Here is a 17838-nt window from a genome sequence, read left to right as displayed (position 1 = left end):
CAGCCATTCTGCTCTTTTTTCTACCTCAACAATTAAATATTAAGTTTTCCTACAAGTAATTCGTCATGTGAATAGTTTTAATTAAATCAGGACGAAATACCATGCCAATCAAAAAGCCATCAATGGCCTTAACATTACTTCTCTCGTTTTTCGCGGCTCCTCATGCTGTCGCAGATGAAAACAGCGAGATTGAAAAAATTGAAGCGTATTCTAAATATAAAAAACGAGTAGGAACAACTGGGTTAGATTTAAACATTGGTGAAACACCGCAAGCTATCTCTATCATTGATGATGAAATGATGGGGCTTTATCATATGGAATCGATTCGCGATGTGCTCGATAGTGTTACGGGGATCTATGGTGAAAACTTGCCAACTTCAAATAGTCGATTCTATTATTCCCGCGGCTTTGTTATCAATAATTACTTAGTTGATGGCAATGAATCTGTTAGTACGCACCTGCAAATGTCAACATTAGACACCGCAATGTTTGACTCTGTTCAAGTTATTCGTGGGGCAACAGGAATGCTGCAACAAATGGGGCAACCTTCTGGCTCTGTGAATTTAATTCGAAAACGTGCATCGGCTCATGCTACAGAGACTTTCCTTTCCGCTGAGGTTGGTTCATGGGATAAACGTCGTTTTGAACTCGATACTAACGTGGCGCTTACTGAAGATCTTGCTGTTAGAGCTGTTATTGTAGATAGTGCGCAAGATTATTTTGTCGACGATCAACAATCAGATAGAAGCGCATATTATGCCACTTTAAATTACCAAATAACGCCAAACTTAACTGTTAATTTATTTCATAGTCAACAAGAAGATGACCTTACCGGAACTTCTGCTGGTTTGCCTTATGCTTATACTGATGGGACATTGTTTGAAGGGGACAAATCACTCAATATTGCCCCAGCATGGTCGGGTAGCAACGATAAAGTCACCATGTCTACGGCTGAAATAAATTACTCAATCACAGATAACTGGTCTGTAATTGCCCGCTATGATGATAGTAAATTTGAATCTGATGGAATATTACCTATTAACCTTAGTTTTCTTTCTAGTGAAGACAATTCATTAGTTTATTTGCCAATTAATTCCACAAGAGATAACTCTGCCAATCAATTAGAACTTAATGTACTGGGTGAATTTGAGCGTCTGAGCGCTACTCATGATGTATCTATTACTTATACTGATGGTGAAAAAAACGAATTATATACTCGTTACCAAAGCTCACCTGCTACGGTAGTGATGCCTGATATTTTTGATCCGAGCTCAAGAAATATCCCCGCGCCAAGCTATAGTGATACTGGGGCACCTTATGCCAACTTAGTAAAAAGTAGAGTATTACGCACAGCAGTCAATTGGAACTTAACTGAACAATTAAACGTGATCACCGCCTATGCGAAAAAAGATTTTGATGTGAGTGAGCCTGGTAACTCAGCATCCCAAGCCTATTCATTCAGTGATGGTAATAAATATATAGGTGTAGTTTATGACTTTAATGATCAGTATTCTGTTTATGCTTCTTTCACCGATGTTTTTAATTTTGGCGGGCAGCGTGATATTAACGCAGAGCTTTTAGGCCCTGCTTTTGGAGAAAATAAAGAGATTGGATTAAGGTCTTCATTTATCAACAATGCATTATCTATCGATTTCAATGTTTTTCAGATAGATATGAATAATGTACCCACATGGACAGACCAAAGCCTTGTCTATAAAGCAGTTAAAGGGATGACCTCTGAAGGATATGAGTTAGAAGTATCTGGCTACATAACGGAGGATTTATCTATTATGGCCTCTTACACCAACTTTAATGTGAGTGATGCTGAAGGTGGAATTGTTGCTGAGATTGTTGCTGATGAAATGTTTAAAATAAATGCAAATTACCAACTAAGTAATGACCTTAATTTAGCGGTATCAGTGAATAGAACGGGCGAGCACCAAGGTTACCTAAGAGACAGTAACAATGCGTTTTATTTTGTACCTCTTGATGCTTACACGTTAGTTAACCTAACCGCTACGTATAACGTAACAGATGCATTAACAGTACAAGCAAATATTGAAAATGCGACTGATGAAGAGTATTACTCTAAAGTGTCAGGTTACACCAAGCGATATGGGGAACCACGAAATTATAGCCTGCGGGTAATGTACAATTTTTAAGGTGTAGTTTAGTAAAACTAACACTTTAAAAATTATATAATTGATAAAGTTACACCATTAATACGCACTTGTTCAAGTGCGTATTTAACATTCCTTTTCAAGTTCAAGCTAGCCAACTTATTACCAACAACCAGCAAAATAAAATGTAACTATATAGTCGTTGCGCAAAACAAGTAACAAAAGTACAATTGATAATGGTTATTATTAAATAAATGAACTACAAGTGAAAATTAAGGAAATCTTACTCCCTGTTGCAGCATTAGTATCAACAACTGTATTAGCAAATACTGATGAAACTAATACCGAAAATCAAATGACTGTCATAGAAGTTACCGGTGAATTGTTATCAAGAAGCTTGCTACAAAGTGGCAATAGTGTTGTTGTTTTTGATGCCAAAACACTTGAAAACCGCCCTGAACTTAGAACCGTAAGAGATGTTTTAAGTGAGATCCCTAATATTACTATGGTTACAGGCACAGGCAAAGCGCCAACAGTAAGAGGGATTGACGGTACTGGCGCCGCTGAAAATGCCAATGCATTTTTTGCCGGCAGCAGGGCACGGCTAAACTGGCAAATTGACGGCCGCTCAGCTACTTATAACGAAATAGTATTTGGCGACTTAGGCATTTGGGATCTCAATCAGATTGAGGTACTTAGAGGGCCACAAAGTACGCTCGCTGGGCGCAATGCTATCGCAGGTACAATCCGCGTTGAAACGCAAGATCCAACATTCGAACAACAGTTTACAATTCGCGCCGAAGGTGGGAATTTAGACCAAAAACGCCTATCTGCCACTTATAATCAACCGCTTACAGAGCAGTTTTCTGTACGTATTGCTGCCGACCAATTTGAACGTCGCTCCCCTGTTGATTATGAACCTTACCCAGATGTTGATAATCCAGCCGAGATGGAAGGCCGCGCAATTAGAGGGAAATTACTTTACGAGGGTAACGACCAATATGATACCCGCATCGTTGTTACCCTTACTGACAATAAATACACCGGCCCAAATGGTGAAATTATTGATTACCCGTTTGATGAAAGACGCTCTAATTTTCCACAACAGCCTGTACATGTAACGCATACGAAAAGCGTGGGGGTTGAATATAACGCAGCAATAAATGAACAACTAGCGCTAGAAGTGACGGCATCAGCAACAGATTTTAATTTTGAGCGTAAATCCACACCAGACGGCTCTAAAGCTAATGTTGATACGAAAGAATATGTGATTGAACCTCGTTTACGTTATCAAGGTGATAACGGCGCACAATGGGTTATTGGTAGCCGCTACTATAGCGCTAAGCAAGATGATTGGATTCAGTTTATTGTCAAACAGAGCTTTACTGATGATTCTAATAATTTTGCAATCTACTCAGAGGGCGCATTTCCATTTAATGAAAAATTTGAACTAACCGCGGGTTTACGCTACGAAAAAGAAAACCGCAAACGTGAAGGTGGCGATCCAGATAGGGCAATAGCTAAAATTGAATCAGATAATGATTACAGCGCTCTGTTACCAAAGCTAGGCCTTAGTTATCAAGTTAATGAAGAGCATACCATTGGCTTGCAATTATCTCGTGGCTATAACGCAGGGGGTGGTGGTATTTCTTTTGGCGCACCGATTGTAAACTATGAGTACGACGAAGAATACGTAAACTCATTGGAATTATATGGTCGACAACAATGGGCTGATAATAACATCAGCACATCGCAAAACCTGTTTTACTCGCAATATACAGACATGCAATTACCCTTTGATTTAACAACCGAAAATACGCGTGATGAAGCTTATGTGGTAAGAAACGCAGACGAAGTTACCACTGTTGGTTTTGAATTTAGCGCAGATTGGCGTATTGATGAGCAATTTAATTTGTACGGTAGCTTTGCACTATTAGACTCCGAAATCACTGATTATCCAGGCTCAGGCTTAGAAGGTAACTCATTGTTTATGGTTCCTTCTGCTTCAATGAAGTTAGGCGGGACATGGCAGTCAAATAACTGGGTTGTTAATATGAGCGGTCAGTACACTGATGGTTGGTATACCAATATTTCAAACGATGAAGGCAGTAAAACAGGCGCATTTGCCACCTTCAATACCAGCTTAAGTTACTCAATATCAGAGCAAGCTAAATTGTACCTTACAGTACGTAATATTTTTGATGAAGATGCGCCTGTTGCGCTATACCCAGGTACAGCACCTGCTGACAGCAATGAACCAGACAGCCATTTTGATAAAGCAGTTTTAACTCAACCTCGAACCATTAGCGCAGGTTTACAGTATACATTTTGATCTAACTAATAATTTACACGGCAGGCTCGCTTGCCGTAACCCTTCATAAAAACAATAACTAGGATTCATGCAATATGGCAATTCTAAAGCACGATCATAGCCTTTGGCCATTAGCCGTCACCGTTGCACGCGGCGGATGCACCCTCGAGATGCATTTAAACTCATTGCACGGATGGGATGAGTGGTTTAAAAAAACGGAGCCTTTTGTCGTTGTTCGTGTTTACAGCGATGAAGAGTCTTTACAGCATCCAAAAGGAGCAGGGCCCGCTACGCAAAAATGGTTAAAAGAGGGAGCGGCAGAGCAAATGCAGCAATATGTTCAAGCAATGCTTATTGTGGTTCCAGAACAGCAATTTGAACGAATGCAAAGAATGAGTGTACAAAAAGCCTTTGGTATACCCGGTGCTGTCGTTAAATCACTTGATGATGCCCATACTTGGCTAATGACAACATCAAACCACAATAAAACATTTGAGCAAACAAACTTTATGCAAATAGAGACGCTTGTTCACGCATTAGCGACTTAACCTATTGAATTAAGACTATTTAGCACTATTAGCAGCTGATTTTTAAAATCTATATTGATATCCATCAGGTAATTGCGCTTGAGGATAAAAAGTATGTGCTAATTCAACAAGAGCTTGCGGCGTTCTAGGGCCCATACTAAGCAAATAGGCAACATCAAAATTATGCACGCGTTTATTTTTAACTGCATTGGAGAACTTAAACGCGTTTAACAACTCAGAACTTGATGGTTGCTCATGCCCACCAATACTCATGGTAATAATTACATCAGGGTTTAGTACAAGCGCCGCTTCACTCGATATTGCCTGCCAGTTAGCCACGCTTGACGCCATCACATTCTTACCACCAGCAATAGCTACGAGCTCATTTGCCGTAGTACCAGAACCTGCAACCATGAGTTGATCACTGCGAATAACCAACACTTTAGGTTTAGTCGTTGCTTGTTTTAAAATATGCGTTAAGGCATCACGATCTGCTTTTAGCGCTTGCGCTAACTCCGTTCCTTTGCTCTGGACTTGCAACAGGCTGGCTATTTGTTCTATTTTATTTTCAATCCGCCAGAAGCTATCATTTTCGTGCAAAATAACCAGATTCGCAGCGGTACGTTTTAATTGCTCAACCACCTTCTTCGGGCCTATATCTGCCTCTGCAAGGATAAGATCAGGGTTTAATGACAATATCCCCTCAACGCTTATTTTACGCACATAGCCAATTTGAGGCTGTGTGGTGGCTGCAGCAGGAAAAATACTACTGCTATCAACACCAACAATACGTTGCTGCTCGCCAAGCGCATAAATAACTTCGGTTATTGAGCCGCCAGCAACCACAATTCGTTGTGGGTTAATGGGTTGCGGGCTTGCATGTACGTAACTATTAGCAAGTAAAGTAACGAACGAAATAAGGAATAGTACAAAGGGCTTCATTGTCATCAAATCAAATTTGAAAACAAAAATAATAACAGTTTCTATTTTCAACTTATAGCTTTATCTATCACGAATAAAATCCAGAGTTAAGGTGTATTTTCTTTTGGCGCTTATGGTGAACCTCGAAGCTATAGTGCGCAAATAACTTACTAGTTTTGATGTAATAACCAATCACTATGTAAGTGTTTAGTTCTGGGTAATCAAACCCCTTCTCTAAACAACTTTACGCACTACAAGCAAGGGCTATAGATTCGCTTGAAAGATAATTACTTTTGTGATCGCCAACCTATCGCTAACATTAACATCACTGCAATCAGCCCATAAGGCAAGCCATTATCGATGCTATAAACACCAGTCCCAACAATAGGGCCTACAACAATTCCCAGCCCTTGCGCTGCTGAAATTGTTCCAGCAGCGGCTCCTTGCTCATGATCTTCAACTGAATTGGCAGCCAATGCCGAGACAGATGGAAAAACCCATCCCATGCCAAAACCCGCTACGCCATAGCTAAACCAAAGCACAAGTGGTGTCGAGGCGAAGATCGTACAGCTAAATCCGGCTGCGGCAATGATCCCCCCACATTTAATTAATCGTCGCGGCTGCCAGTCAAGCTTTTGTAATACAACTTGTGCAACTATCAGCGTTACACCAACAATAGCCAGTGCAACACCTGCGGTGCGCGCCGTACTCGCAGGCTCAAGCAATAACCGATCGAGGGCAAAAAAACCAACCGTGATCTGCGCAACCGCAACACTAAATGTAGCAACAAAGGCTACAATTACTGGCCAGCGTAAGCGTATATCGTTTAATTTTAGTGAGTTACCGTCCGGCTTTACGTGGTGTTCTCGCCTTGGCAATACACGCCAAATTACAATCAATGCAATGGCGGGTAAAACAGCCGTGATGTATAAAGGAATACTTAAACTATAAGGACCAATGAGACCTACAAAACTTGGGCCTATAACCATACCTGCGGCACTTGAGGCCCCGATCCCAGCCATCGCTGCTGCTCGCTGTTTAGGCGATATATGATCTGCCACTAATGCAGCACTTGTTGCGGGCACCGCAGCATAGAATACCCCTGCTATACTCCGTCCTATCACAATGCCGACAAATGCGAGTCCCTGCACCATTGCCGTTTGCATCGCAAAATCAATAAACAATGCCAATAACGCATAGCTAATAACAAAGCCAGCAAGCCCAAATAGCATCACTGGCCGACGGCCGTTACGGTCGCTTAGTTTCCCCCAAAACTGAGCCATAACAACCCAAGCAACACCGGCCATAGTCATTGCCGTACCAAGCTGCCATGCTTCAAGCCCGATAACGCGTGCAATGGGCGCAGCCAAAGCCGCAAATGCCATTAGCGCCATCGTACACACAAATGTTTCGAACATAAGCGGTTTCAGGCTAAATGGAGCATCCGTTGTTGGCACAGTTTTATTGTTGACTAGGTTACTCATTCTCTGTCCTTATGATTGAGGGTATTGCACAGTTTTTATGCCGCTCCCCACCTTCAGGGCATATCGCTTTAAAGTGGTTATCGTCTACTGAACGTTCATAGCCAATTGCAGCATGGAATAAATATACATCGTCGTGATTTACATCACGATCAATTAATATTTCAGGGATATATTCTTGCGCACGGATATCAGAACCGCGTATCAACAAATCTTTAGTTGCCTCTTGAGCTTGCCAACCGCCTTGCGCCCACACCCAGCTCAAAATTGTTATTTCAGTGGTGCTATCATTTGTTTTGATAACCACGTCACTGCTCCTTGGTGCACCCAATAATTCATCGAGCGATCCAGAGCCAACTGATAGAGCCAGACGCTGTAATAGTGAAGATGAATGGAGTCCCACATCGAGTGCTGTTAGTATAGAGCTCGGTGAGCGTTGCTCAAGGACTCCCCAATTATCTAGAGATAATGCGGCATAAAGTCCCAACCAGCGACGATCTGCATTCACAACTTGCGTAATAGGTTTATCGATTGTCGCAAACTCCTCTGCCAGCTGCTCTGCTGCGCGTTTTCGAATTGCCATCGCGGCTGTAAAGCCACTATATGCTTCAACGCAACGTAACGCAGTCCATCCCGCGACTCCTTCTAACAACCAACGCGCTCCAGCTTCATTTCTGAGCTCTCCACGTTTGCTAACAACTGCGCGCGCTAATGCTGTCGCTATTTTGTATTGACGCTGCCATGCACCTTGGCCAGTACCATCGCTGTACCAAGCAATGTCTTCCGGCGCCCATAGTACGCCAGCGTATAAGGCGATATCTCCTGACATACGCGGTGCTTGAATTACCTGCTCAATATCCACTACAGTGTCTAGCTCCGTAGTAATACACTGTTTCATCGCCATCAATTCTTTTGCAAAGTCATCTAGTTGAGGCTGACGAGCTGCGCCTATTAAAAATTTCGTCGAAAAGAGCTGCTGCTCTGGTATCTGCTCACGGTGCCACACTGAAGCAAACGCTAACACACCGTCTGTACTACCCTCATCTGTTACTATGTATTCGCCATTATTCTGCTTAATGGCAATAGACCAGCTCCAGTTGCCAATAGGGGCAGCTCCTTGCAGTGAGCTTAATGCTGATGCGCTAGGTAATTTGGGCAATTGGGCTGATAGTCCTAAGCGTGCGCGATCACCAATAGAGCGCACTAAACGGTCTGGGTCGTGCCCAAGTTTTGGCAATATATTTTGGCTACGCAACCAAATACTAGCAGCATCAAGCCACGGTGCTGATTCTGTTTGCCATCCTTGAGCATCTATATTCAACTTAAGTGTTAACGTACAAGGTGTATCGCACTCTGCTGCTACTGCAAAGTGACTATTGTCTGCTACAAACTCTATTGGTGCCCCAAATTTGCTTGCACTTACTAGCGAAGTGCCATGTGGTAAAGTACCATGAAGAGTAGCAGCCTTAAGGTTATCAATGCGCCAGCTTACTTTTCCCACTCCCTGAGATGGGTTGAGGCGTACAGCAATATCACCGCCACTAATGGAAAAAGGCGACGCTTTAGCCCACCAGTGTTTTTCCCAATTACCATCATGCGTTATGGCGTTAGACGATGATTCATATCCGCCTAGCTCAACAAATTGCGTATTGAGTACATTGGCGCATATTACTATCAAGCTCAACGCGATAGCGAGCGTTAAACCACCATAACCCCATATGCGTCTTCGCGCAGCATGGATACGATCTCGCAGTGTCAACGCTGTGCCACGTCGCCAGATTATCCAGCTACTTGCAAATAGCACTAAAGCAAGCGCTAACTTTAAGCTAGCTAGTGCCAAAATCATTGCAATCCATGGCGACCAGCCTGTCAACTCAGATGGATAGGCATGGATAGGTGTGCCAATTGCTGCAGGTGTATATTGCACTAGCTCAACTTCATGATTAACGATGGCGATAAAAGCTGCGAGTATAGAGACTACATAAGCTGTGCCTGCTCGCTGAAAAATAGCATGTGCAAGTACTGCAATTGCACATAACTCAGCTAATGCAGGAAACACGGTTAGCAAGACATATGCAAATGGGTAGCTTATGTTAAGTGCATGCGGTGCGGCGATCCCTGTCATTATCAATGACGCGACCGCAGGTACCAAGCATAATAAAGCGGTTAGCCCAAGAGCGGCAAAAAAACGGGCAAGGAGTCTTATTCCTAGCGGCACTGGCGATGTATCTAACCATTCAATAAAGCCTTCACAATCATCGCGACGCATTAATGCACCAACAAAACCAACAACAACAAAAACGATAAAGACAAAAAAGAAGCCAACCATAAAATAAATAAGCGCTTGTGGCGTGGGCACGAGCGGGCCATCAATATGACCAATAGAGTTCACCCAAGCGGCTGCTACGCCGATCGCAGTGAGTAATAATAAAGCAAGGCGCAGGCCAAAGCTTTGCAAAGAAACCTTTAAATGCCAAGCAGACTCTGCTGCCAATGTACGCAACCAATTAGGACTGTTAATTGCACCAGCTGGTTTTGCTGAGTGAACTACATAGGATGAGGTTTTATGTGCTTTTAAACGCGGAGCATGCTCCATAGCTAAGTGCTCTCGACGTAAGCGCAGCAGGAGAATAGCCCCAATTACGACACCAATAAATAGCCACAGTCCGCGATTAAGTAACAACCTATCTGTAAAGCCAATAATAGCGACCTTTTTTTCGGCTGGGGTCCAAGTAAGTGCCTGTCGCTCTGCTTCAACATATGCGGAGGGATCAATAATTGATGCAAGCATTGGGCTTACGCCTCCTTCATGTAACACCACCAAGGAAATCATCCAAATTAAGCTCAATATTGCTGCTGTCGCAAAAGCGCCAGTATTAGAACGCGTAAGTGCGGCACCAGCTAAGAACAACACCCCTGTCGCAAATGCACTGGGTACAGTGAATACAACCAGTGACAATAGTGCAGCCGACCAAGGCACTGGGCCAATAGCATCGGGTGGTAGCGCACCAACAGTAACCAGTAGAGGTGCCATCAGTAGTCCGACACAAATTGAAGAGCCTAGAAAAACGGCGACAACAAGTGCACCACTAAACCGTGCTGCAAGTAGCAAACGCAAAGAAATAGGACTGCTAAGCACAACTTCATGTAATTCAGCGCTGCGATCCCTCACTACGATCTGTGCAAAAATCCACGCCCAAGCAAAAAACAGCCACAAACTTTGGCCTGACACCATTAAGTAAATCACATGGGGGCTGTTACGATAGATATCTACCGCCCCCATGCTGCGCATGTAATCAGCATTGAGCAAAAAAATCAGCATATAGGCGCTCAGACCAAAGAATACGATTGGCGTAATCAAACTAGTCAAGCCTTGTTTAGCCTCATAGGCGGCTTCTTTGAAAAAGAAACTGACGCGTGAATGACTCATCACAACTCCTCAACCTTGGCAGCGCGCAATGCATGATAATACACATCTTCAAGACGAGGAGTCCGCTCGCTGTAACCTTGTTGTGCGGCGCCAGAAATGACCACTCGAGTGCCGTACGGTGTTGCCGTTGCATGTAATGCATCATCAGGAACTACTTGGTCGCGTGGAACTTCTCTTTCCCAGATTTGTCCTTTCAGACTCGCTTTAAGAGCATCAGGGGTACCTACGGCAACAATTCGACCTTTCGCCATAATAGATAAACGCGTGCAAAGATTCTCAATATCTTCAACAATGTGAGTCGACAACAGCACAACAGCATCACTGCCAATCTCAGCAAGAATCCGATGAAATCGACTTCGTTCAGCGGGATCCAAACCAGCCGTTGGCTCATCAACTATCAATAAACGAGGCTTACCGATTAGCGCAACTGCAATGCCAAAGCGACGTAACATACCACCAGAGTATGTTGCTACAGCGCGATGTGCGTCGCGCTCCAAGTTAACGCGGGTCAAGAGGTATTCAACTTCCTGTTTGCGTACCTTTTTATCAGTTCGTCCCTTTAGCCAAGCGAAACGCTCAAGCAAGTCACGCCCAGATACGTTCGGATAAGCACCAATCTGTTGCGGTAAATAGCCTAACTTAAAACGCAAACTGTCAGGATCAGCTAAAGCGTCGATACCGTCTAATGTAATTGAACCTGAATCAGGTTGTTGAAGTGATGCTAAAGTGCGCATCAGCGTACTTTTCCCAGCTCCATTTGGCCCAAGTAAGCCATATAATCCTGGTGTTACTTCAAGATCAACACCATTTAGCGCACTTACGCCCCCTTTGTAGCTCTTTCTGAGCCCTTTAACAACTAGGCCACGTTCACTCATTTGTTGATTAATCATGTTTGTTTACTCATCCGTTTTTCAATTCTAAGAAATAACGCATTCACAAAGTTCAGCCACATTTGTTACTTGCTGTTTTTACTTTGGGCTGCGTCACTTTGACCATATTTACCAATCAAACTGAAAACCAACACCTAGTGTGCGAGGTTCGCCAACACTGCCATAAGCTCCAGCAAGACCAAAATCCCTGCCATCTTGGACAAAAATTTCATAATCATCATCGAGTAAGTTGTTACCCCAAATATATGCTCTCCAGTCGTCTTGCTGATAACCTAAACGACCACTCAAGAGCTTACGATTACCGATTTTAGTTACTTCTGGTGCATCAATTCTAGAATAGGTATCACCGGTGTAGCTAAAAGTCATTGATGTAAAAAAGCCATTGTCATTTTGATAAAGCCCCCCTAGATTTGCAGTAAAGTCAGGTGCTTGAGGAAAAGACATCCCCGCAAGGTCGATCCCCTTAGTTACAAACTCTTCGAATTCAGTATGAATAAAGCCAAAATTTGCAAATAGATTTAGATCTGCGGTCGCTTGCCACTCAGCTTCAAACTCAGCACCGCTCACTTTAGACTTACCAGCATTGACCACGGCATCATCGAAGCCAGCTAACCCACCTGGTAAAGTCAGAGTGACTTGTTGATCTGACCAATCAAAATAGAAGAGATTGGCATTTAACCGTAACTTTCCATCAAGCAGTTGATTTCGCAAAAATAGCTCATAATTATCGATGAACTCCTCATCATATGGCGTCGCCTCACCTAAGAACATCGCAAAAGAAACTCCTCCAGCTTGAAAACCGCGACTGTAACTGGCACCGATCCGAGTATTATCACTAATGTCATAAGCGATGGTTAATGAAGGGATAAGTTGATTGAAGGATTCGGATGCGGACTGATCGCTGACAAAACCATTGTCTTTAAAATCTTTTGTGCTGCGTTTTTCTCGATTTAGCCGAGCACCTAGCTTGATCTCCCAATCATCAATAGGCAGCCAATTTAGTTGCGCAAATAAAGCTTGTTGTTCAATATTTTCTGTGCTCTGTACGGTATTGTTAAACGGGATTACACCACCTTGACCATCAGGAAAAACACCAGCACCTGTGAATCCATTGTAGTACTCGCCGTCAGAGTAAAATAAACCCACTAATCCAGAAAGACGCTTTCCCTCATAATGCAAACGAAGCTCTTGACTTAGCAGTTCCTCGTTCATAAATCCGTCCACACCTAACAAATCGTAGGCAGTGTGATCACCTTCGAAACGCTGATCAACAGCAAATTTATTGAACCCGGTCACAGAGGTAAAGCGTAAGTTTTCACTTACTTGCCAATTTGCCTCCAGCGATAAAAGGTCAAAGCTTGAAGGAAAGTCTCCTTCAATATTGTATGATTGTTTACGTTCAAAAATATCGCCCTCAGGTAATGCATAAACAAATGGAGTGGCGTTAGTGTCTGAATTATTATGTAAATAGCTCAGATCAAAAACCAACTCCTCATCACCGAGTGGCAGCCAACGCAGCGCTAAACGAATTGTTTCTTCATCCTCATTTTGAACATCTTCGCGGCCTGTGGTGATGTTTATAACATCGCCGTCTGATTGACGAGTCTCTAGCACCAAGCGCGCAGCTAATGTATCTTCAGCCAGTACAAGATTTTGCATCAATGCCAACCGCTTAGTATCGTACTGGCCAACTTCTGCACGAACCGAACCTTCGTAACCAAAGAAATCAGGGCGGTTATAATTGATATAAACAGCACCAATCAGTGCATTAGGCCCTTGTAATGAAGACTGAGGCCCACGCAAAACCTCAGCAGAAGTGGCATCAAAAAGCGAGGGTTTTACATAGTTACCTGCAGATACCCCCATAGCCACTTGGTTAATAAGTATTGATGCCAACGCATTAGAACGATTCAAAGAACCCGCTATGCCATCTGTATTTACACCACGGATACTGTATGCCCCCGAGATAGCGCTGCCAGCAGAAACATTTGCCGTCCGGTCAAAGACATCTTCTACGTTGTAAATAACCTGATCTTTTATTTGTTCTTCACCAAAATAGCCAATGCTCGTTGCTATTTCTTGGCGGGTTTCTCCCATTTTACTCCCCACCACAACAATTTTTTCTAACTCTTTCGATTCAGGTTTAGTTAAAGGTACATCTTGTTCAAGCAAAAACGTACCAGACGTCGTTTGCGTAATTCGCAGCCCGCTATTGGCGGTTAATTGCATTAATGCTTGTTGGGCGGTTAGCTTGTCTGAAATAGCCGAGCTTTTGTATTGACTAATGTTGTCAACTTTCACGATAACTTGTTGCTCAGTAACTACCGTAAAGTCACGGAGTGCTTTAATGAGCGGTTGAGCTTGAATTTCAAAATGAAAAGTTAGGTTATCGCCAGCATAGTCTTGGCTAAAGGCGGTGGGTGTAGCGGTTAAAGCTGAAATCAGTGCCAAAACACACCATAAATTAACACGATGTTTTTTATTTCGGTATTCCATGCATACCATGCTTAATATCTCCATTGAATATTAGACGCCAATGACAAATTTCATTGACTCTTAGTGAAGGAGACACTAAAGCAGCTTATACCCGTAAAAAATAAATCAATAAATTTTAAAACTAGTTTTTATAGCGGTCGCTCTGGGGGAAGTGAACGTAATACTAGCGTATTGCGACCTTGAACTTTACCCGACAAATGATAACCTTGCATGATTGCACGTAATGCTTCATCGCCTTTATTTAATACAAAGGTACCTGATACTAGCCTATCAGCCTCATAGATCAAACGGGTGTCTAATTCATAGGACGTATATGACTGCAGCACCTCAAGTGCTTCTATTAAAGGTCGCTGCTCAAAAACAATGACTCCATCTCGCCAAGCCCCCATTTCATCAAGTGCTCGAGTTTTTATGTCACCAAGTTCACCTGCTGTAATGCGAATAACGTCATTTTTTGTTAAGCGTGCTTCTACTGGGGCTTTTTCTGCCTGAACACCAACGGCTCCTTCAATAACCTCTATTTCTACAGCTTGTTCACCCAGTTTATGAAACACAAACTCGGTACCTAATACCCTTGCCTCTACCTGTTCGCTTAGAACAGAAAATGGCCTATTTGGTTGCGAAACCACACTAAATAAAGCTTTCCCGCTGACTAACATCACTTGTCGCTTTGCCTCTGTCATTGTTACCTTAAGTTCGGTGTTCCAATCTAGCCAAATCTCTGTTCCATCTTCTAGCGTTACTTTACGCTGCTCTGCCCAACCTGTTTGATAATGCTGTGGTTTACTGACCGGATTGGTTTTTTCTATCCTCTGCACAATCTCAGTTTGAGGCACTGTTGGGCTGCTAAAATCAAAACCAAAAAGGGCAAATATAATCAAAACCATTGCAATACCGGTTGTAGGTAGCATTCGGATGGGTGTTTCTGCTAACCGTTCAAATTGAATTTGAGTAGCCAATTTAAACTTGTCGACCAGTGAAAGGGGAGGGGGATCAATTAGCCCTAACAATGCCCAGTTAGCTTCAGCTTGCCTAGCTGCAATTTCATGTAAAGATGACTGATTGCGCCAAGCATCTAGTTTAGATTGGTTATTTGGATCATTGAAAGCCGCAACGACTAGGTTATACGCTTCACGCTGTAGGCGCTTGTCGGTATCTTGATTATTCACAGCTTTTTCCTCAGTTAAAGTGTCGCGATTTAACCACAGAGTGCTTTTACCGCCCTGTTATTATAGAACACACTTCATGTGCAAAAAACCGTAATATTTACTCATAAAGACACGAAAAACAGAGAGAAAGTGCTTTTTTCACATGCTTTTCCACAGTGGAAAGACTCACACCCATTTGCTCGGCAATATCTTTTTGGTTAATACCATGAAGCCGATACATAATAAAAATTTGACGAGTCAGTACAGGTAAACTCTGAATAATCTGCTCAACTTTTTGTACATTCTCTGTAGATTCAATAATGTTCTCAGGGCTACGTTCATCCCATTCCTCCATTATCGGTGCTAATAATACGTTTAATTCAGCTCGAGTGCGCTCAGAACGCTGTAAATTAAACGCAGCATTTTTCACAGCTCGATATAAGAATGCGCGTACATCTTTAATTGGAGGATCGGGATCCCGGCGCAACAAGTTCTCTGCAACAGATTGGAAGATATCAGCAGCCGTGTCGGCGCAGCCTACCCGTCTGGTCAAAAAGCGGTTAACTTCTCGTCGATACCCTTCGATTGAGCGAGTGAGATTTTCGGCACGAAGTTTCAAGGATTTTTTATTTTTTACCGATAAATACATGCTAAATTCTTAATAAAAGGTTGAACAAAATACTTATGACAAAACGATAAAAACAAATGATGCTCAACGTTTCCCAAAACACTACCACGAATAAAAATCATTCTCAACAACAATTCCTTATCAGGTCTTACTTTACTTAAAAAATGTAAAGCACTGTAAAATAATATTATATTTAATATATATCACGAATAAATGCAGTATAAGAACAATGGAGAGATCTTAGGTGAGAGCACTAAGCGCGCTAAGGTTGGACAACGCCAGACTAATGTAGACTGGCGTTGTGCCGATAAAGCAGAACTTAATTATTTTTCAAATTTGAAACGCTCAGGTAACGTATCTAAGTCCCTACCTTCGCTTGGTTCTCTGAGCTTAGCAGTACCATTTACCAATTTACGTATATAATTGTATGCTAGATCACCAAACATAGGGCAGAACTTGGCACTCTCATCAACAGCCGCCTGAAAATGTACCCCTCCCCAAACGCGGCTTTGGCCACATTCTTGAGCAAATGTAGTCCAATTATTGTATGAAATTACAGTATCGATTGCGGGTGTCACACCAGACTCGATGCGTGACTTTCCTGCGGCTATAGACAGATTATAAACCATACTGTCATCGCCAAAAAACTGCCTTGCGGCCTGAGCGTGGGCATAACAAAAACATGTTGAAGCAGAAGGATACTCTGGGTGATCCGCTTCTTCAAGGTAACTTGTCCATTCACTCCCTTTCATAGTAACAGTTCCCTTTCCTGGCCCACCCCAAGCTTCTATATCTGCATCTTTAAATAATTTTTGAATGGCACTAAAAGGCCTAACTGCATCATATTTGTACTTTTCCTGCCAGACAAAAATCCCTGCATCGAACGTTGCCATATTCACTACAAATTCAAACTGCATAAAATCTAATAAAGATAAATTTCTTGCATCAGTATTTGTTGCAACTGAGAATGATAATGAACGAAACTTATCATCAAATAATTCTGCTTTTAATTTCAGCTCATCAGTTAAATCTGCCGAAGCTTGCACCACCTCTTTTGCTTGCTTGCGATAAGCTTTACGGTTGCGGTGATTACTATTGTGCGGAGGTGAAATTTCAAACTCTCGAGGATCTTCATACGAATATGGCTCAGCAAGTGCAAACTGTGGGGTCACGAACTGTTGGATCTTATATAAACCCAAACCTTGACGTTGCATATCTGGCTGCCAGTGAGATGGGTTACGTAACTCATAAGCCGTATTAACTGGTTTATAATTGGTATAGTCCGCATATGGTGTGGGATTGAAGGTTTTGCCAACATCTCCATATTGGTTCATGCCATCATTTAGGCGACCAGCAACAACCGCATTACCTGCAACATTACCTAAGCCAACAGCCGTTGTGATGTCTGTGCTATTGTTATCTGGGTCAAGACCAACATTTAACAGCAACTGGCGCCAAGTTTGCTTATATGACGGCATATAGCTATTAAGTACACGGTAAGAAGCATAAAATACTGCAGTATTAATATTCCTGTTTGTTGCTTCACTTTGTGGTCTGCGACCAAGGTGTGAATACACGCCTACAGCCGTTGGATGATAAGCCGCTGTTGCATCGTACCAAGCGTTTGTTAGTAAGATAGCGTAGCGAAAAACCAAAGAAGCATCACCATAATTTGCAGATACATATTCACGCAGAGCAGGAAGGCTACCAAAACCGATGACATCTAATGCTGCGTTATCAGCATCAAAGTCAAAATCCTCTTTGACTTGTGCGACGCTGTGTAGCGAACAAAACAGTGTAGATACTAATAACCCTATTTGGCAGACACTTTTCAATTTATGTATTTGATAAATCATATTTCTAATAGAAAGGTACATTTTTATTTT

11 protein-coding genes are annotated in these 17838 nt (G+C 42.5%); 3 read left to right on the top strand and 8 right to left on the bottom strand.

What is annotated here, in order from left to right; all coding sequences use genetic code 11:
* The first annotated feature begins 101 nt into the window (after window positions 1-101).
* The 3 genes from NDQ71_RS22330 (at window position 102) to NDQ71_RS22320 (ending at window position 4979) form a co-directional block, all read left to right on the top strand.
* Window positions 102-2162: a TonB-dependent siderophore receptor gene (locus NDQ71_RS22330; RefSeq protein ID WP_192540206.1), complete on the top strand. Its 2061-nt coding sequence runs from the start codon at window positions 102-104 to the stop codon at window positions 2160-2162.
* A gap of 223 nt (window positions 2163-2385) precedes the next feature.
* A complete protein-coding gene (locus NDQ71_RS22325) occupies window positions 2386-4452 on the top strand; it encodes a TonB-dependent receptor (protein ID WP_192540205.1) in 2067 nt (688 codons plus the stop codon).
* 74 nt (window positions 4453-4526) lie between these two features.
* Complete coding sequence (locus NDQ71_RS22320) at window positions 4527-4979, top strand: hypothetical protein (protein WP_192540204.1); 453 nt, start codon at window positions 4527-4529, stop codon at window positions 4977-4979.
* Between the two features lie 42 nt (window positions 4980-5021).
* Here the strand turns inward: NDQ71_RS22320 and NDQ71_RS22315 are convergent, their stop codons facing one another.
* The 8 genes from NDQ71_RS22315 to NDQ71_RS22280 all read right to left on the bottom strand — a co-directional run bounded on the left by NDQ71_RS22315 (window position 5022) and on the right by NDQ71_RS22280 (window position 17829).
* Window positions 5022-5900: a hemin ABC transporter substrate-binding protein gene (locus NDQ71_RS22315; protein ID WP_192540203.1), complete on the bottom strand. Its 879-nt coding sequence runs from the start codon at window positions 5898-5900 to the stop codon at window positions 5022-5024.
* 266 nt (window positions 5901-6166) lie between these two features.
* Entirely contained in the window at window positions 6167-7363 is a 1197-nt protein-coding gene (locus tag NDQ71_RS22310) for an MFS transporter (RefSeq protein ID WP_192540202.1), read from the bottom strand.
* Complete coding sequence (locus NDQ71_RS22305; protein ID WP_192540201.1) at window positions 7356-10790, bottom strand: hypothetical protein; 3435 nt, start codon at window positions 10788-10790, stop codon at window positions 7356-7358. Before NDQ71_RS22305 ends, NDQ71_RS22310 begins: the two co-directional genes overlap by 8 nt.
* Entirely contained in the window at window positions 10790-11680 is an 891-nt protein-coding gene (locus NDQ71_RS22300; RefSeq protein WP_225736424.1) for an ABC transporter ATP-binding protein, read from the bottom strand. Before NDQ71_RS22300 ends, NDQ71_RS22305 begins: the two co-directional genes overlap by 1 nt.
* A gap of 108 nt (window positions 11681-11788) precedes the next feature.
* Complete coding sequence (locus NDQ71_RS22295; protein ID WP_301562773.1) at window positions 11789-14131, bottom strand: TonB-dependent receptor; 2343 nt, start codon at window positions 14129-14131, stop codon at window positions 11789-11791.
* Between the two features lie 173 nt (window positions 14132-14304).
* Window positions 14305-15345, bottom strand: a complete 1041-nt coding sequence (locus NDQ71_RS22290; protein WP_192540199.1) for a FecR family protein — start codon at window positions 15343-15345, stop codon at window positions 14305-14307.
* A 97-nt stretch (window positions 15346-15442) separates the two neighbouring features.
* The gene (locus NDQ71_RS22285; RefSeq protein WP_301562772.1) at window positions 15443-15973 is read right to left on the bottom strand and encodes an RNA polymerase sigma factor; all 531 of its coding nucleotides are present in this window, start codon (window positions 15971-15973) and stop codon (window positions 15443-15445) included.
* A gap of 302 nt (window positions 15974-16275) precedes the next feature.
* On the bottom strand, window positions 16276-17829 hold the full coding sequence (locus NDQ71_RS22280; RefSeq protein WP_301562771.1) for a vanadium-dependent haloperoxidase: 1554 nt from the start codon (window positions 17827-17829) through the stop codon (window positions 16276-16278).
* Window positions 17830-17838 lie beyond the last annotated feature (9 nt).

The sequence above is a fragment of the Pseudoalteromonas sp. KG3 genome (assembly GCF_030436385.1).
In the GTDB taxonomy this organism is placed as follows: domain Bacteria; phylum Pseudomonadota; class Gammaproteobacteria; order Enterobacterales; family Alteromonadaceae; genus Pseudoalteromonas; species Pseudoalteromonas prydzensis.
Note: the sequence above shows the minus strand (reverse complement) of the source record. Positions and strands in the feature narration are given on the sequence as shown.